Annotated in this window: 16 protein-coding genes and 1 pseudogene; 8 read left to right on the top strand and 9 right to left on the bottom strand. The window is 36.4% G+C overall.

Going from position 1 to position 18,199, the window contains the following annotated elements:
• Window positions 1-18 precede the first annotated feature (18 nt).
• A pseudogene (locus Q5N74_RS05905) lies at window positions 19-114 on the top strand (TIGR00266 family protein); the annotation flags it as partial.
• Window positions 115-370: 256 nt separating this feature from the next.
• Window positions 371-568 (top strand): hypothetical protein, encoded by a 198-nt coding sequence (locus tag Q5N74_RS05900; RefSeq protein ID WP_304387811.1) that lies wholly within the window; start codon window positions 371-373, stop codon window positions 566-568.
• Window positions 569-594: 26 nt separating this feature from the next.
• On the opposite strand, the gene Q5N74_RS05895 is transcribed toward Q5N74_RS05900, so the two are convergent.
• Window positions 595-1,536: a LysR substrate-binding domain-containing protein gene (locus Q5N74_RS05895; protein ID WP_304387810.1), complete on the bottom strand. Its 942-nt coding sequence runs from the start codon at window positions 1,534-1,536 to the stop codon at window positions 595-597.
• Between the two features lie 106 nt (window positions 1,537-1,642).
• Between Q5N74_RS05895 and Q5N74_RS05890 the strand changes: the two genes are divergently transcribed.
• On the top strand, window positions 1,643-2,122 hold the full coding sequence (locus Q5N74_RS05890) for a Dps family protein (RefSeq protein ID WP_304387809.1): 480 nt from the start codon (window positions 1,643-1,645) through the stop codon (window positions 2,120-2,122).
• 55 nt (window positions 2,123-2,177) lie between these two features.
• On the opposite strand, the gene Q5N74_RS05885 is transcribed toward Q5N74_RS05890, so the two are convergent.
• From Q5N74_RS05885 to Q5N74_RS05860, 6 genes are read right to left on the bottom strand one after another with little or no spacing between them, the layout of a single operon-like run.
• Window positions 2,178-3,509: a DUF58 domain-containing protein gene (locus tag Q5N74_RS05885; protein ID WP_304387808.1), complete on the bottom strand. Its 1,332-nt coding sequence runs from the start codon at window positions 3,507-3,509 to the stop codon at window positions 2,178-2,180.
• On the bottom strand, window positions 3,510-4,508 hold the full coding sequence (locus tag Q5N74_RS05880; RefSeq protein WP_304387807.1) for a MoxR family ATPase: 999 nt from the start codon (window positions 4,506-4,508) through the stop codon (window positions 3,510-3,512).
• Window positions 4,508-5,728, bottom strand: a complete 1,221-nt coding sequence (locus tag Q5N74_RS05875) for a DUF4350 domain-containing protein (RefSeq protein ID WP_304387806.1) — start codon at window positions 5,726-5,728, stop codon at window positions 4,508-4,510. The genes Q5N74_RS05880 and Q5N74_RS05875 overlap by 1 nt, the downstream gene beginning before the upstream one ends.
• A complete protein-coding gene (locus Q5N74_RS05870; protein ID WP_304387805.1) occupies window positions 5,721-6,443 on the bottom strand; it encodes a hypothetical protein in 723 nt (240 codons plus the stop codon). The genes Q5N74_RS05875 and Q5N74_RS05870 overlap by 8 nt, the downstream gene beginning before the upstream one ends.
• Entirely contained in the window at window positions 6,436-7,356 is a 921-nt protein-coding gene (locus Q5N74_RS05865; protein WP_304387804.1) for a hypothetical protein, read from the bottom strand. The genes Q5N74_RS05870 and Q5N74_RS05865 overlap by 8 nt, the downstream gene beginning before the upstream one ends.
• Complete coding sequence (locus tag Q5N74_RS05860; protein WP_304387803.1) at window positions 7,356-8,333, bottom strand: stage II sporulation protein M; 978 nt, start codon at window positions 8,331-8,333, stop codon at window positions 7,356-7,358. Before Q5N74_RS05860 ends, Q5N74_RS05865 begins: the two co-directional genes overlap by 1 nt.
• A gap of 35 nt (window positions 8,334-8,368) precedes the next feature.
• Here Q5N74_RS05860 and Q5N74_RS05855 point away from each other — a divergent pair, with 35 nt between their 5' ends.
• Window positions 8,369-9,094: an RDD family protein gene (locus Q5N74_RS05855; protein WP_304387802.1), complete on the top strand. Its 726-nt coding sequence runs from the start codon at window positions 8,369-8,371 to the stop codon at window positions 9,092-9,094.
• A 223-nt stretch (window positions 9,095-9,317) separates the two neighbouring features.
• Window positions 9,318-9,941: a trimeric intracellular cation channel family protein gene (locus tag Q5N74_RS05850; RefSeq protein ID WP_304387801.1), complete on the top strand. Its 624-nt coding sequence runs from the start codon at window positions 9,318-9,320 to the stop codon at window positions 9,939-9,941.
• 116 nt (window positions 9,942-10,057) lie between these two features.
• On the opposite strand, the gene Q5N74_RS05845 is transcribed toward Q5N74_RS05850, so the two are convergent.
• Window positions 10,058-10,771 (bottom strand): peptidylprolyl isomerase, encoded by a 714-nt coding sequence (locus Q5N74_RS05845; RefSeq protein WP_304387800.1) that lies wholly within the window; start codon window positions 10,769-10,771, stop codon window positions 10,058-10,060.
• Between the two features lie 3 nt (window positions 10,772-10,774).
• On the opposite strand from Q5N74_RS05845, the gene Q5N74_RS05840 reads away from it, so the two are divergent.
• From Q5N74_RS05840 to Q5N74_RS05830, 3 genes are all read left to right on the top strand, one after another.
• Entirely contained in the window at window positions 10,775-11,416 is a 642-nt protein-coding gene (locus tag Q5N74_RS05840) for a CoA pyrophosphatase (protein WP_304387799.1), read from the top strand.
• A 50-nt stretch (window positions 11,417-11,466) separates the two neighbouring features.
• Window positions 11,467-12,264, top strand: a complete 798-nt coding sequence (locus tag Q5N74_RS05835) for a 1-acyl-sn-glycerol-3-phosphate acyltransferase (protein WP_304387798.1) — start codon at window positions 11,467-11,469, stop codon at window positions 12,262-12,264.
• A gap of 283 nt (window positions 12,265-12,547) precedes the next feature.
• Entirely contained in the window at window positions 12,548-15,169 is a 2,622-nt protein-coding gene (locus Q5N74_RS05830) for a glucosidase (protein ID WP_304387797.1), read from the top strand.
• Between the two features lie 724 nt (window positions 15,170-15,893).
• Here Q5N74_RS05830 and Q5N74_RS05825 read toward each other — a convergent pair.
• Complete coding sequence (locus tag Q5N74_RS05825; RefSeq protein WP_304387796.1) at window positions 15,894-17,444, bottom strand: sulfatase-like hydrolase/transferase; 1,551 nt, start codon at window positions 17,442-17,444, stop codon at window positions 15,894-15,896.
• Between the last annotated feature and the right edge of the window lie 755 nt (window positions 17,445-18,199).

Here is an 18,199-nt window from a genome sequence, read left to right as displayed (position 1 = left end):
GATTGATTGGTAGTGTTTTTGGCCTCTGCACCGCAAGGTGTTAGCAAAGATAGAAGGGAAGGTAGTGTTTTAGGTGGTTTAGGTAATATTTTAGATGGCGATAATCGTTTTTAAAAGTCAGTTTTTGTTTGTATTTTGAAGACTTAAGTTGATTGATATCAGTGGGCTATAGCAAGTATTTGTAAGTTTTAACTTGTTATTGATGTTGTTTTTGCGTTATAATTTAATATGAATTTTAGGATAATAAATTGTTAATTTTGACTAAAATTGAGAGTTTCTTGATAAAATTCAGTAAATTTATATTCTCAATAAACAACATAGCTTATACAAAAAATCTACTTTTAAATTAAACCTAAAATCCAATAACACTATGGCAAGAGCAATGCTTGATTATACTAAAACTGTGCTCAATAAAGTCAGTTTTGATGCATCATTGTTTTGCAAAGAAGTACAAAAAGCAGCCCAACGGTTGCTACCACATGAGTTAGAAGAATTACATCAATTCATTCTTTCTATTGTACAGCAAAACCCAGAATTAAACCAATGTTTAATTTATTTAAAAACATAAAAAAAAGCGACCCTAGGGTCGCTTTTTTATTTGGAAGCTAACGGACTTATAATTTTTACATTTTGAAATGCAATGGCACCACGCACTACACCAGATATTACATCCTGTAAGGCTTCGATAATTTGCATTTTAAGCTCGCTTTTATGATAAATAAGACTTACTTCTCTAGCTGGTGAAGGCTCGTTAAAGTAATGTAGGTTTTCTTTTTCTTTGTCATTAACATCTAAAGTATGTAAATAGGGAAGAAGCGTCATCCCTAAGCCTTCGTTGGATAGTTTTATTAAAGTTTCAATACTGCCGCTTTCTAATTGAAATACGTCGTCTGAATTGTTTTTAAAGGCTTTACATAAATTAAGTACGCCATCTCTAAAACAATGTCCATCTTCTAGCAATAGCATATCACTAATATCTAAATCGCTAACATCTATTTTTTTGTTTGAATGCAGTCTATGGCTCTTAGGAATATAACTTACAAAAGGTTCAAAGTAAAGAACACGCTCTTTAATACTAGCATCTTCAAGTGGTGTTGCGGCAATAGCGGCATCTAAATGACCATCTTTTAGACGTTCTATAATTTCTTCAGTTGTTAATTCTTCTATTTTAAGTTTTATTTTCGGGTGTTTTTTAATGAAATTCTTCAAAAACATGGGAAGTAACGTCGGCATGATGGTTGGTATAATACCGAGTTTAAACTCACCACCTATAAAACCTTTTTGTTGGTCTACAATATCTTTGATGCGGTACGATTCGTTTACAATGTTTCTGGCTTGGTTTACTATTTTTTTACCAACTTCGGTTAATTCAATGGGTTTTTTGCTTCGGTCGAAAATTTGAATATCAAGTTCTTCTTCCAATTTTTGTATTTGCATACTTAGTGTAGGCTGGGTAACAAAACATTTCTCTGCTGCCTTCGTGAAATTTTGATTTTCGGCAACAGCCAAAACGTAATATAACTGTGTAATTGTCATGTATATCAATTTAGCTTATAAAAATATAAAAACTATCAATAAAACTTATAGAGTAGGCTGTTAATAATAATTTAAATTTGCTGTAACAAAAAAATATAATTGAATAATGACATTGAATAGTATAGGATTAGACATTCAAAAAACAAAAGAATTAGCGAGCGATTTAAATAATTTATTAGCCAATTTTCAAATCTATTATCAAAACCTACGTGGTTTACATTGGAATATAAAAGGAAAGCGATTTTTCGATTTACATGTGAAATTTGAAGAATTGTACACCGATGCCAATATGAAGGTAGACTTAATTGCTGAACGTGTTTTAACACTAGGCGAAACACCACTGCATACTTTTACAGATTATATAAAACATGCTCAAGTACCTGTGGGTAAGAATATTTCCCAAGATGAAAAAGCAGTGACCTTAATTGTTGATTCCTTATCAGAATTATTGAAAATTGAGCGTGCTATTTTAAATAAATCTGGTGATGCTAATGATGAAGGTACTAATTCCATGATGAGTGATTTTATTACAGAACAAGAAAAAACTGTTTGGATGATGAAGGCTTGGTTAAGCGAAACCGTTTAACTTAAGAATTTATTAATAGCTGGAAAGACCTTCAATTTATTGAGGGTCTTTCTTATTATAACAAACCTCTAGCTTTTATTTCTAGATATTTATTGATGGTGTTAATCGTTAAATGTTCGGGTGCCGTTAAAATAGTTTGAATCCCATGTTTCTGAAGTTCGTTAACAATTAACTTTTTCTCGTAAATAAACTTTTCGGCAATGGTTTTTTCAAATATATCAAAGGTGGTGTCTGCATTTTTTAGGGTAAGTTTCTGCAGTTCGGTATTTTCAAAAAAGATAACAACTAATAAGTGGTTTTTAGCAATGGCTTTTAAATAGGGCAGTTGCCTGTACAAAGCATCTAAAGTTTCAAAATTGGTGTACAATAACAGTAAACTACGCTGGTTTAAATTCCGCTTTACATCTATATATAATCTCGAAAAATCAGATTCTACGAAATCCGTATTTAAATTATACAGCGTTTCAAGAATGGTATTCATTTGTGAAGGTCTGCGTTCTGCGACCACGCGGTTTTCAACCTTTCTTGAAAAGGAGAAGATACCAGCTTTATCCTGTTTTTTTAAAGCCACATTACTTATTACTAGTGCAGCATTAATGGCATAATCTAGTAAACTCAAACCTTCAAAAGGCATTTTCATAACTCGGCCTTTATCAATAACACTGTAAACGGGCTGCGAACGCTCATCTTGAAACTGGTTCACCATTAGCTTGTTACTTTTGGCGGTAGCTTTCCAGTTAATGTTTCGCAAGTCGTCACCTTGTACGTAATCTTTAATTTGCTCAAATTCCATAGTATGACCAATGCGACGAATTTTTTTCAAACCATATTCAAAAATTTTGTTTGAAAAAGCCAAAAGCATATACTTCTTTAATTGTAAAAACGATGGATAATTAGGCACCATAGCATCTTTACCAAATTGAAAGCGTCTAGAAACTAAATTTATAGGACTGGAAGCATACAGGTTTAGGTTCCCGAAATAATATTCGCCACGTTCTAATGGACGTAACGTGTAATTTATTTTTTTTTGTTCTTGTTTGGTTAATACCGTGTCAATTTCAAAATCACGTTTTTGGTATTGAAACGGTAATTCATCAATCAGTTTTAAAGTACTTGTGAAATTGTAGTTATTTTGCAGTGTAATTTCAATAGGGTTATCATCGCCATTACTTAGTTTTTCGGGTAGAAGTCGTGTTGCCGTCATGCCTTTTTGTTTGAAAAGCACTATGAAATCGACCATCAATAAACCAATAAATACAAAGAATAGCATCTGCGCCATCATCAATAATCCTGGGAAAACATAGGCCAGAATAAAGAGTACAACAAGAACACTTAGGGTTATAAAAAAGCGCGCATTCAAATAGATATTTTTAAAAAATTGCTTCAACTACCTTGGTATTTCAATAGTTTCTAAAATTTGTTCAATTACTTTTTCAACTGTAAAACCTTCCATTTCACGTTCGGGTGTTAATACCAAACGGTGTTTTAAAACGGCTTTGGTGCAACGTTTAATATCATCTGGCGTTACAAAATCCCTTCCGTAAATAGCTGCGTTAGATTTCGCAGCATTTAATATCGCAATAGAAGCCCTTGGTGAAGCACCTAAATACAAATTGGCATTGGTGCGGGTGTTGTTAATTATGGAAGCGATGTAGGTAATCAGGTGGTTCTCAACTACGATTTGTTTTATCAAACCTTGATAATGTGCAATTTGTTCAGCATTTAACACGGGTGCTACAGCATCAAAATCCAAGACATCGTGCCTTTGATGGTTTTCCATTAATATTTGAATCTCATTTTCAAGAGAAGGGTAATCCACATCTATTTTAAACAGAAAACGGTCTAGCTGCGCTTCTGGTAAGCGGTAGGTGCCTTCTTGTTCAATCGGGTTTTGAGTAGCAAATACTAGAAAAGGTGGCTCCATAACATATTTGGTACCATCCATTGTGATTTGGCGTTCGGCCATCACTTCAAAAAGGGCTGCTTGTGTTTTTGCTGGCGCACGGTTTATCTCATCAATTAAAATAACGTTCGAAAAAATAGGACCTTTCTTATATTCAAACTCGTTGGTTTTTACATTAAAAATGGAAGTTCCTAAAATGTCACTCGGCATTAAATCGGGTGTGAATTGTATTCTGCTAAAATTAACATCTAATGTTTTAGCCAATAGTTTAGCGGTTATGGTTTTTGCAACTCCAGGGACACCTTCAATAAGGGTGTGGCCATTTGAAAGCAAGGAAATAATAAGCAATTCAATCATTTCATTTTGCCCAACTATTATTTTGCCTATTTCTTTTTTTATAGCTTCTACATGGTCTTGTAGCGGTTTTAAATCGAGTCTGCTTTCAAAATTTACATCTTGATTTTCAGGAGTTTGTTCTTCCATTATATCTTACTTTTTGTGAATGATTCTATGAGTTTGTTCAGTTGAACTAAATCGGCTTCGGTATGATTCGATTTCGATTTTAAATACACCAAATAGTCTATTAAGGCCTTGGTGTCTTCTTTTTTGTTAGATGATTTTATCGCTAATTTTGCAATGAATTTTTCATTCAATTCATTGGTGTTTAAGTAATATTTAGAGCGTATTTGCTCTAAGAAATACTGTGTTTTATTGTTGATGATGTTACTGAAATCGCCATGTTGGTAATATAAATAGCCAATGGTTCTGGTAAAATCTAAGGTAGCATTCTTTAAAGGCTCTATCACAGGAATAATGCGTTGCGTTCGTTTTCCCTTAAAAATCACAAATAAAATTAAGGAAAGCATCGCTATATAAAACGCCCATTTTAAAGCTTGGTTTTGGAGTACAAAACGCAACGGACTCCTAATAACCTTGCGGCCACTTTTATAATAGTTGTCCCAAATAATTTGATGCTTCGGTAAAAATGAAAACACGGTGGCCGCATATACATCGTTACCATTTAGCATATGGTAATTACTAAACGCAAAAGGGTTGGTGTGTACATAAAAGGCCCCGTTGTTGTTTCCAAAAGGGACTTTTATAAAATTGGTGTTGGTTTCGGGAATGGTATCGTTTATTATCTTTTCCGTTTTTTCAACCTTGCTAGTACCTAATGCAACAGCATTTAAAGTGTCTACGCTGGTGAAAAAACTAGTTTCAATAACGTCTTTAAAAAGGCGTTCGTTAGGTTTTAAACTTGGGCTTGTAAAACTGTTTAATGCGGGTTGCTTGAAAAGGCCATTACCTTGTGTACCTAATCTAATATTTAAAGTGTCGCTTAAAACGCCATATATGTGGTTGGTACTTATAAATACAGAGTTCCCCTTTTCAACATATTTAATCAGGGATTCTGAGTCTTGTTTATCAAAGCCAATACCATTGTTTATAAAAATGCTAAGTGTTTTTTTGCTGGATTCAGCATCTTTTAAAGTTTCAAAAACCGATTTGGTAGCTATTTTAATCGGGGTGTCCGAAAGGGCTTTTAATTCGTTAAAAAGCACATAACAACCCAACGGAATTTTATCGGCAGCGGTATAAGAGTCACGCCAATTCAAAGCTTTGGGCTTCGTTATTTCTGCAATCATCATCAAAACAATCACCGCTCCAATGGCATACAATGCTATTTTAGATCGTTTATCCATTTTGAAGACTGTTTAGTTTATCGAAATCCGATTGGTTTTTGGCATAAATAGCATCATCTATAGGGAATTCACCATACCAAACATAATCGTATAGATAAGAAATACGTTTAAAAACCGATTTGGTTTGTTCGTCTTTAATTTCGTTTATATAATCGCTGTTTGTTTTATCATAATGCCATTCAATAATCGCCTTATTGGTGAGCAATTTTAACGATTTTAAATATAAATAACGGGTTGCCAAACGGTAATTATTCTCCTTTAAAGCCGCTTCAATTAAATAATCGAAATTAACATCTTTAATGTTTTCTTCTACATATTTGAATTCGTTAATGTCTTGAACTTCGGTCTTAAAAACCGAGTTTATAGGCGACTGCATTAAAAATTTGATGATTAAATACAACGCGGCAATTCCTAAGAAACCATACACAATGTATTCTAAGGTTTGGTAATTAATAAAATCGACATCGAAACCAAAAACATCACTTAGCCAACCAAAAAATTTCTGTAAAATACGCTGTATTAAATTGATGCCGCCCGTATCGTTTATAGAATAGTTGAAATGATCACCTTTATAACGTTCCTTAATCGCATCCTTAAAGTACGTGACCTTGATGTGAGAAGAATCTTTATGGATGCTATCTTGTGAATAACTAAAGCCATAGCTAAGAAAGAAGCTTAGAGAAACTAAGGCATGATGGTATTTTAGTTTATTCATTAATACCAATTTGCTCAATTTTATTTTTCAAGAATATATTGTTTTTTTCTTCAAATATGTTGTAATACAACACGCTATAGGCTATTTGCGATAAGGCTTGCGTATAAATAAATGCCAATAAAAACATGGCAAACCCCAAGGTGAATACCATACTTGCAAAAACGTTAGTTGCTAAATCTACATTACTTTCTAATGAGAAATAGACGTAAATACCAATAATGAAACCAGGTATGGAAATGATAAGCATGGTAATCATTAAATTTAAAATACCAATAACCAACCCGAAGAGAATGACTTTTCCGAAGCTAGAAAATGTAAACGACCAACCTTCAGATAAGGCATTACTCAATCCCTTATTCTCAGAAAAAATAGACATGAATGACAAGCCGAAAAAGGCCGTCAATAGAAAACTGAGTCCGTATTGAATTAACATCCCAATTAATGGAATGAAAGCAAAAATTACAGAGACAATGATATAGCCAATATAAAGCCCAATCCCCAAAAAGATGAATAATATGATGGTGCCTAAGTTTGTTTTAATGTTTTGCCATACATTTTTAGATTCTACTTCACCCGAATTTTTCACGTATTCCGCCATAAACGAACTCGAAAAGCTGTAATTTATAAGGGCTGTAATAAATAAGATGAGCACTAAAACAACGGCGCCAGCAATTAAATAAATGGAGTGATCGCCATCGTTCGTCATTCCGAATCGAAAATCTCTACTTGCTAAACCCATAAAGCCTGTTACTAATAAATAAGAGGCTATGATTAAAAGAATGATGCTTATGGCATTATAACGCAGGTATAAACTGGTGTACTTTTTAAAGTTGTATTTAAGAAACAGAAAGTAGGTATTGATGGTGTCACCAAAATCGTGTCTGTTGCGTAATTCTATATATGGTTTGTTCACTATGTAATGTTTTTGATTTCAGATAGGTAAGCCTTGTTTAGCTTGATGGGGTATATGATATAGTAAAATATAATTAAGAACAGTGAACTCGCTATAATTCCGTAAGATAGTATCCACGGCATTTGTTCGCCATAACGGGTTATAAAACCTTCAATAAAACCTGCAATAATAAAAAACGGAATGGTGCTTACCACAATTTTTAATCCGTCTTTAGCGCCTTTAGTAAATGCTACGCGTCTGGAATAGGTTTTAGGAAACAAAAAGCTATTTCCCATCACTAAGCCAGCACAACCAGCAATTACAATGACTGAGATTTCAATAGTACCGTGCAACCAAATGGTCGATGTTTTTTCTAAAATGCCATAGTTGTAAAAAAAGCTAATAAAAGCCCCTAGCATAATACCGTTGCTAAACAGAATGTAAATAGTGCCCACACTAAAAAACACGCCAAAAGCAAAAGCAATAATAGCCACCCTTATATTATTAATGGTAATACCTAAAAACGACCCAATGCTGCTGCCACTTTTATAAACGGCCATAGGTTCGCCTTTTTCAATGTTTTCAATGGTCATGTTTACATAACCATCGCCTAAAATTAAACGCACAAACGAGTCGTCATTTAAGGTTGAAATAGCACCAATACAAACCGCAACCATAAAAAAGGAAAAGGTATATAGTAATGTTTTTTGGTAGCTTTTGAAAAATAAAGGGAATTCATATTTCCAAAAAGAGATAATCTTGTTTTTTGATTCTCTTTTGGTGATGTAAATTTTTTGATGCGCCTCTGATGTTAACGAGTTTAAGTACAGCAAAGTCTTACTTTCTGGGTAATACGTTTGCGCATAGGCAAGGTCGTTAGTAAGGTGAATGTAGTATGAAGCTAAGTCGTCTGGATTTATTTTTGCATTATTGTGTAACGCACTTTCAAAAACCAGCCATTTTTCTTTATTTTGCTTCACGAAAGATGCTTCGCGCATAAAACTATTTTAATTAGAAACGAATATACATTTCAATGAGCAATTTAGCAATTAACACAGCACAAAATGTTAATTTAGATTACAAATTAATTGGTTTAGGTGAGCGTTTTGTGGCATTCTTAATTGATGGTCTTATTTTGCTAACCTACATGACGCTCATGGAGAATTTGGTGTCACTTTCGGATATGTTTAATACAGACGATTGGACCAAACGTGGTATTTTAGGCTTGATTACCTTACCAGCGCTTTTTTACTCGGTGTTGTGTCATATCCTTTTTAGCGGACAAACCATAGGGAAAATGATTATGAAAATTAAGGTGGTGCGTTTAGATGGTGCGCCAACCCAATGGTATAATTTATTGGTTCGATGGATGTTGCGCATTGTTGATGTTTGGTTGTTTTTTGCGTCTATTGGTGTATTAAGTATTTTGTTATCAGATAAAAAACAACGCGTTGGCGATTCTGCTGCTGGAACCGTGGTTATAAGTGTGAAGAAAAAGCATAAAATTACCAGTACCATTTTAGAAGATCTGGAAGTAGATTACCAACCTGTTTTTAATAATGTAACGCAGTTAACAGATAAAGATGTTCGTATTATTAAGGAAGCCTTTATCATTTCAAAAAAGAATAACGATTTTAAAACACTTACCTTATTAAGGAACAAAGTGGCCGGTGTGCTTAACATAGAGTCTGCTTTATATGATGTCGATTTTATAAACACCATTTTAAAAGATTATAACTACTATACTCAAAACATGTAAACTGCTAGCACTAAGTGTGGTTGGGCTGTCTTTTGAATTTTGTTTGATTCACAAAATAATAAACTTAAACAAATGTCTCCTCGAGCGTAGTCGAGAAGTCCATAATTATCGTAAATGAATAAAAAGTTCCGACTACGTTCGGGCAAATACTAAGGTTTTAGGCTCGCATTAAATAATAGATACACGCAGCTATCAAACTTATATTAAGTAAATAATAAAAATTATGTTTTTTCAAGTTATAGAAATATTCGGAACCTTTGCCTTTGCCATTTCTGGGGTGTTGGTTGCATTAGAAAAAAGAATGGATGCCTTTGGAGTACTTATTATTGCTTTTGTGACGTCGGTTGGTGGCGGAACTTTGCGCGATGTGCTTATTGGTTTAACACCTGTAACTTGGATGCTGAACATGACTTATGTGTATGTTATTTTAGGAGCTACCATTTTTGCTATAATATTTAGAAAACGTCTTGATTTTTTAAGAATTTCCCTCTTGTTATTTGATACCATTGGCATTGGTTTATATACTGTAGTTGGGGTAGAAAAAGGATTGGCTATTGGGTTACATCCTATTATTTGTATTGCATTGGGTACTATGACGGCCTGTTTTGGGGGAGTTATGAGAGATATTCTGTGTAATGAAATCCCCGTTATTTTTAGAAAAGAGGTGTATGCTACGGCTTGTATTTTTGGAGGCCTTACCTATTTTATACTGGATAAATTCCCGCTGGATGGTAATTTGGTGTTTATCATTTCGGGTTCGGTAGTTATTACCATTCGTTTAATAGCTGTAAAATTTAAAATAAGTTTACCTAGTTTGTATAAGAATGAGGTTGAAAAATTAGACTAGTGAGGTAGAAAGTTAGATGGGTGAGATTGTTTAGAAATGATAGAGTGAATTTTTAGTTTTGTCTTCAGTCTTCAGTCTTCAGTCTTCAGTCTTCAGTCTTCAGTCTTCAGTCTAGATTAATTAATAATTTCCACCTTTCTAATGTAAATATTACGTTGGGGCCAATCGCCATCATCACTTTCAACTGCTGCAATTTTATCAACAACATCCATACCTCGGGTTACTTTTCCAAAAATAGTATAATCACCATCTAAAAAGTGAGAGCCACCGTGTTGTTGTACAATAAAAAACTCATAAGGTGATGCGAGTTTGTGGGGGTTATCAATTTCACTACTAGGCATAGAAACCACACCGCGGTCGTGTTTATACCCACGTTTTGTATCGGGAGGCAACAAATACTTGCCTATATAATTACGTTTGTTGGCGGTTTTTTTATCATCGCTATTTCCAGCTTGTACCATAAAATTATTAATCACTCTGTAAAATTGGGTGCCGTTAAAGTATTTTTGTTTGGTTAAAAAGATGAAGTTTGAACGGTGAAACTTAGTATCTTCAAACAGCAGAATATCGATAATGCCAAAGTCGGTTGTTAAACGTACTTTGTTCTCTTTGTGTACTTTGTCGTACTGTAAAAAAAACTCCATGGCATTTTTAGAGCTCAGCTTCGGGAAGGGCCTATCTGCAACATCACTGGTGTCTTCATCGCCCGTGAGTCCTTCTTCCTTCACAACGGTTGGTAGGTCTTTTTCAAGATTTATTTTCTTTTTACTTTTCTTATCTTCACAATTTAGAAAAAGAACGAAAACAAATAATAGTAATACAAGTCTCATAGAATGAATTTTGATGATTTTTCATTAGCAATCTCAAAAATAAAAAATATACCGCTACCAGCCCAAGCATCGCAGTTTAAAATGGTACCACCTTTTAGGCAAGAACTGTTAAAGCAGCAGGAACATGCCATAAAAAAGGCGAAAAGGGCAGGGGTTTTGGCTTTATTTTACCCCAACGCCGAACAAGAAACCTACTTGGTTTTAATTTTGAGGAAAACCTATAAAGGCGTACACTCTGCACAAGTGGGGTTTCCTGGCGGAAAATTAGAACCGGATGATGCTTCACTAGAAGCAGCAGCCCTAAGAGAAACCTTTGAAGAAGTGGGAGTGCCCATAAAACAGATGCAAGTAGTCAAGGCTTTAACGGAAGTGTATATTCCGCCAAGTAACTTTTATGTGCATCCATTTGTAGGTATTTCGAATGAAACACCCCGGTTTTTGAAGCAAGATGATGAAGTTGAAGCTGTTATTGAGGTCGCTTTGAGTCATTTTTTAGACGATGCGAGTATAATTAGTGAAACCGTAAAAACATCGTATAGTGTTGAAGTTGAGGTTCCTGCATTTCGACTTAATAATTATGTGGTTTGGGGAGCCACAGCAATGATGTTAAGTGAGATTAAAGACTTACTAAAACAACTCATGTAGTTTATAGATTTATTACATTTGTAGTCACTAACCAATTTGACGTGTGATTTATGGGATTATTTAAAAGAAATCCATTTGGGCATATACTATTTTTAAAAAAGTGGCTCATCAGAATTTTTGGAGCATTAACTCACAGACGCTTTCGCGGCTTTAATGAGTTGCAAATAGAAGGCTCTGAAGTTCTTAAAAACCTTCCTGATACCAACGTATTATTCATATCAAACCACCAAACTTATTTTGCCGATGTGGTAGCGATGTTCCATGTGTTTAACGCCAGTTTAAGTGGTAGAACAGATTCTATTAAAAATGTAGGATATATATGGAACCCGAAATTAAATATCTACTATGTAGCAGCCAAAGAAACCATGAAAGCAGGTTTGTTACCTAAAATATTGGCTTATATGGGGTCTATAAGCATCGAACGTACTTGGAGAGCCGAAGGGCAAGATGTAAATCGCCAAGTAAAAATGAGTGATATTTCTAGCATTGGTAAGGCTTTAGATGATGGTTGGGTGATTACCTTTCCGCAAGGAACCACCACCCCTTTTAAACCTATCAGAAAAGGAACAGCTTATATTATTAAACGTTACCAACCAGTGGTTGTGCCTATTGTTATAGATGGGTTTAGACGCTCGTTTGATAAAAAAGGCTTACGTATTAAAAAGAAAAACATTCTTCAAACCATGGAAATAAAAGAACCCTTGGTGATTGATTATGAGAATGAATCTACAAACGATATTGTAAAACGCATAGAATATGCTATCGAGCAACATCCATCCTTTTTAAAAGTGATTTCTCGAAAAGATTTGGAAGCGCAAGAAGCCTTGAATAAACTGCGTGAGTGGTAATACAAATGCCTTTCTGCTTTTTTGTTTAGCACCTTAATACGCTTTCTTAGAGTGTGGGTTCGCTAATGAATCGGCTATTTTTTTACGAGAAGTTAAAAGAATCCGAATAAAAACAGCAATTAGGCAATACTTTTTATGGGGTTAACAATTTCAAGAAAAAAGCCTTAATTTTATTTTAAAGCCTGTTAGAAACCAACGGTTTGATGTCAATAGTTCTATTGATTTTTGAAACCGATTCTTGGCTTTTCATTCTTATTTTACACAAAACTTATACCTTAAATATATGATTCAAAAAGGTCCAGAAGCAGAACGATTAAAAGTACCCAACAATTATAAAAATTGGAAAAAATGGGGGCCTTATTTAGCAGAGAGACAATGGGGAACAGTGCGAGAAGATTATAGCGACCATGGTGAAGCCTGGGAATTTATCGATCATGAAAAAGCACGTAGTAATGCCTACCGTTGGGGAGAAGAGGGTATTGGTGGTTTTTGCGATTCCAGAGAAATCTTGTGTTTAGCACCCGCATTTTGGAACGGGAACGATCCTATTTTAAAAGAACGTTTGTTCGGGCTTACCAACAACCAAGGAAACCACGGGGAAGATGTGAAAGAACTTTATTTTCATCAAGTATCTTCACCAACACACTCATATTCAAAATATCTTTATAAATACCCACATTGCGAATTTCCTTATGGCGATTTAGTAACTGGCAATCAAAGAAGCCGTCATGAACCAGAATACGAAATATTAGATACTGGTGCTTTTAAAGACAGTGCGTATTTCGATTGTTATATTGAATATGCCAAAGCAGGTGTCGATGATGTTCTTATGAAGGTTACCGTGGTGAATAGAGGCAGCAAAGCGGCTGATATTCACGTGTTACCACACCTGTGGTTCCGTAATTTCTGGAAACACAACAACCGTTACGAACGCCCTAGCGTGAAAACGATGTCCGATAACAGCGTACAATCTAAAAGTATTAGAAACGGGAAGTATCATTTCTATCATGAAGATGGCGAACAGTTATTTTGTGATAATGAAACCAATAACAAACGTATTTATAATTTTGAAAACGATGTTCCCTATGTAAAAGATGGTATTAACGACCATGTTGTAAATGGAGAAGCGACCGTTAACCCAGAAAAAGTAGGTTCTAAATTTGCCGTTTGGCATCAGCTAAATTTAAAAGCAGGCGAAGAGAAAACCATCAAAGTACGTTTAAGTAAAAAGAAAGTAAAAGACCCTTGGGGCGATTTCGATGCTATTTTCCACAATCGTATTACCGAATGTGAAGAATTTTACACCGAAACTATAAAGTCAGATATTCCAGAAACCCATCAAGCCATCGCAAGAAGTGCTTTTTCTGGTTTATTATGGACTAAGCAATTCTATTATAACGATGTATTTAAATGGCTGTTTGGTGGCCCGGGCGAGGGAAAACCCGAAAGAGCAAACATGCGAAACAACAGTTGGCAACACCTTACCAACAGGCATGTTATTTCCATGCCCGATAAATGGGAATACCCCTGGTATGCAGCCTGGGATTTGGCTTTCCATATGGCGTCTTTCGTAGAAATAGATCCTTTTTTCGCTAAAGAACAGTTGCTTTTAGTGCTTAAAGAAAATTACATGCATCCCAACGGGCAAATTCCGGCGTACGAATGGAATTTTAGTGATGTAAATCCGCCAGTACATTCTTATGCGGTTTGGAATGTGTATGAAAAAGATAAAAATTACACAGGTAGAGGAGATACAGAATTTTTAGAAAAAGCCTTCCAAAAACTACTCATCAATTTCACATGGTGGGTAAACCAAAAAGATAAAAGTGGTACCGATTTATTTGAAGGTGGCTTTTTAGGTTTAGATAATATTGGGGTGTTCGATCGTAACCACATGCCGCCTGGAATTACCAGAATGCAGCAAGCCGATGCGACCAGTTGGATGGCCATGTTTACGCTTAATATGCTACGCATGTCTCTAGAACTTTCAAAAACTAATAAAATATACGAAGAATCGGCAGCGAAGTTTTTCAGGCATTTCTTGAATATCGCTTGGGCGATGCATCACATTGGTAAAAAAGATATTTCCCTGTGGGATGAAGAAGATAATTTCTATTACGATGTGGTAGAAATGGCGAATGGTAGCACCAGTCGTTTAAAAGTACGTTCGCTAGTAGGGGTTATACCTATGTTTGCGGTCGAGATTATGCATAAAGATTTGTTCGAAGAGCTTAAAGATTTCAGGTTTAGAGCCAACGAAATTATGCGAACCCGTCCAGATTTAGCATCCTTAATCACCAATCTAGACGAAACCAATTCCGAAGGGAATTACCTATTCGCCATCATGCGCGGGTTTAGGTTAGAGCATTTACTAAAGCGTTTGTTAGATGAAAACGAGTTCCTATCAGAATTCGGTATTCGTTCACTTTCTAAGTATCATGAAGCACACCCATTTGTGTTCGAACATCACGGGCATCACCAAATTCAGTACGAACCAGGCGAGAGTCGTTCCAACATGTTTGGAGGTAACTCGAACTGGCGCGGACCTATTTGGATGCCATTAAATTACATGATCATCCAGTCGTTACGTAAGTATTACACCTTTTACGGGCCAACGTATCAATACGAATTCCCAACAGGATCTGGTAATAAATTAAACCTGAAAGAAATAGCCAACGCGCTTACAAAACGTTTAGTAAAACTGTTTGAACCTAATAGCGAAGGTAGGTTCCAATACCATTCAGATAGTGATGGTAAGGAGTTTGAAAAAGACGAACATTTTAAAGATTTACATCTGTTTTACGAGTTTTTCGATGGCGACAACGGAAAAGGTTTAGGAGCATCTCACCAAACAGGGTGGACCGCTTTAATAGCCAACTTAATCATGGAAATGGACGCCGATTAATTCCTGCGAAAGCAAGAATAGTACACATATTAATAGTTGGTCTTTGGGCGTTACCCAAGGGTCGGGCTATCCACTACAAGTCCTCGTGCCCCCGATACCTCGGGGGCACTGTGGGCTTTTCGTTTCTATCCCTAACGCGGTCTACTCAAAAAGTTCCCGTCATAGCTAGAATAGCGAGGTTATCTCATGCTGTGTACCGTCATGGGGAGGTTGCACCGTCATGGCGAGGTACGAAGCCATCTCATGAAGTCTAGCTCCAAGTAAAATCATAACTCAAAATGAAGAGATTGCTTCAGTCGTGCCTCCTTCGCCATGACGTAACGGTTCATGTGTCACGTCATGGCGAGGTACGAAGCCATCCCATGAAGTTTAGCTCCAAGTATAATTGTAACTCAAAATGAAGAGATTGCTTCAGTCGTGCCTCCTTCGCAATGACGTAATGCATCATGTGTAACGTCATGGCGAGGTACGAAGCCATCTCATGAAGTTTAGTTCCAAGTATAATTGTAACTCAAAATGAAGAGATTGCTTCAGTCGTGCCTCCTTCGCAATGACGTAAGGTTTCATGTTTACCGTCATGGCGAGGTACGAAGCCATCTCATGAAATCTAGCTCCAAGTAAAATTGTAATTTAAAATGAAGAGATTGCTTCAGTCGTGCCTCCTTCACAATGACGTAATGCTTCATGTGTACCGTCATGGCGAGGTACGAAGCCATCTCATGAATCACTCAATCGCTTTCAAGTAAAATGCCTCAGTGCGTGCACGTAACCCTGTTAGCACATCAGCAAACTCTGGGTTAGCAGCCAAATTATGTTGTTCGTTTGGGTCTGTGTCCAAATCGTATAACTCCTCAAGTTTCGGGTTATGTTCATAGTAAACAAAATACTTCCAACGGTCTGTGCGCACGCCTCGGCAGCGGTACGATTTATTTTCTGCTACTTCCTTTTCATTTAATGCTTCTACATTTTTAGCATTTCGCACTTGGTACATCGAAACAAGGAAGAGATTCTCCATATAAACAGCATCTTGCCAAGAGGAAAGCGCTTGTGTTTTATTTAAAATACCACTAAAATCATGCCCTTGCATACTCGGTGCAGGCTCTAAACCTGCTAGTGATAATATGGTAGGAGCGATATCAACCGATGATATTAATGCCTTTTCCCGACGTTTACGTTCAGAAGCTGCGGCTCTACCATCAAAAACAATAAGCGGTTGTTTTACAGATTCTTCATAAAGTAGTGCCTTGTCAAAAAGTCCTTGCGATCCTTGAAAACGCCCGTTATCACTAGTATATATAATAATCGTGTTATCCAGTAACCCGGTTTCTTTCAGTTTTTTCATAAGGTGTCCAACCTGTTGGTCTACAGTATAGCCTTGCGCCGCAAAACGACGAACAAGCCTTTGGTACATAGCAGGGGTAGACGATCGTTTTAAGTGCAACGGTACACCACGCCAATTTTCTTTAACTACTTTCGGTAATTTATGGTTCGCACCATTTACCCAATTGGCTGGCACCGGAAATTTATAATCCTTAAATAGTTCTAAATGCGGTGGGTACACATCGGAATCTCTATCGTGTTTCACCGCTAAAAAGCTCACAGATAAACAAAATGGTTGGTCTTTCGGTTGGGTGTCTATAAAGCGCAGCATCGCATCGCCAGTTTTTAAAGTACGCTCGTTTGCAGGTCTATCGGCGTGGTATATGTTTTTTAAAGCAGCATCATCAGCGGGCCATATTTTTAAGCCGCCACCTATATGGGTGCCATCGCCAACAAAAAAGTCGAAAGCATCTGCATAATGTTGCTGCATATCGTAATTATCTGGAGAACTTGGGGGCAGTGCATCTTCCGTTACAGCGAAACCAATTTTGCCTACAAAACCAGTACGGTAACCAGCTTCCTTAAGTTTTGAGGGGTAACTGTTGGTGAAATCGGCTTTTGAAAGTGTGTGGTTATTTGGGGGTGCAAACCCAACACGGTGGCTAGAAATATAACGCCCAGTCATGATAGATACCCGACTTGGCATACAAATAGAAACAGCGTAGAACGCATTATCAAATATGACGCCTTCCTCAGCTAACTGGTCGATATTATGAGTTTTAAATTCAGGTTTTCCATAACAGCCCATATTGTCCCAACGTTGGTCGTCCGTCATTAGGTAAATAATATTCGGGAGCTTGTTTGATTGGGCATACATCCCAAAGGAACTTAGCAATACTGTAAATAGGCATATACATAAGGAACTAAGTTTCAAGGGTGTTTGGCTTTGTTTCATAGGAAGCGTCATCTTTAAAATTCGTTTTTACACACAGGTGGTGCGTTGCTTTTTAAAATAGCATTCGAATATATGTGATTTATCTTAAAAATGAAAGGTTTAAGGGGACGTGATGGCTAAAGCCTGCTGTGCACCGTCATGGCGAGGTGCGAAGCCATCTCATGAAATCTAGCTCCAAGTGTAATTGTAACTCAAAATAATGAGGTTGCTTCAGTCGTGCCTCCTTCGCAATGACGTAATGCTTCATGTTTAACGTCATGGCGAGGCACGAAGCCATCTCATGAAGTTTAGCTCCAAGTATAATTGTAACTTAAAATGAAGAGATTGCTTCAGTCGTGCCTCCTTCGCAATGACGTAAAGCTTCATGTGTAACGTCATGGCGAGGTACAAAGCCATCTCATGAAGTCTAGTTCCAAGTGTAATTGTAATTTAAAATGAAGAGATTGCTTCAGTAGTGCCTCCTTCGCAATGACGTAACGGTTCATGTACATCGTCATGGCGAGGTACGAAGCCATCCCATGAAGTTTAGTTCCAAGTAAAATTGTAACTCAAAATGAAGAGATTGCTTCAGTCGTGCCTCCTTAGCAATGACGAAAAGTTTCATGTGTAACGTCATGGCGAGGCACGAAGCCATCTCATGAAGTCTAGCTCCAAGTAAAATCATAACTCAAAATAAGCAGATTGCTTCAGTCGTGCCTCCTTCGCAATGACGTAATGCTTCATGTACAACGTCATGGCGAGGTACGAAGCCATCT

Origin of the sequence: Mariniflexile sp. AS56 (genome assembly GCF_030552475.1) — a bacterium.
Classification (GTDB): domain Bacteria; phylum Bacteroidota; class Bacteroidia; order Flavobacteriales; family Flavobacteriaceae; genus Mariniflexile.
Note: the sequence above shows the minus strand (reverse complement) of the source record. Positions and strands in the feature narration are given on the sequence as shown.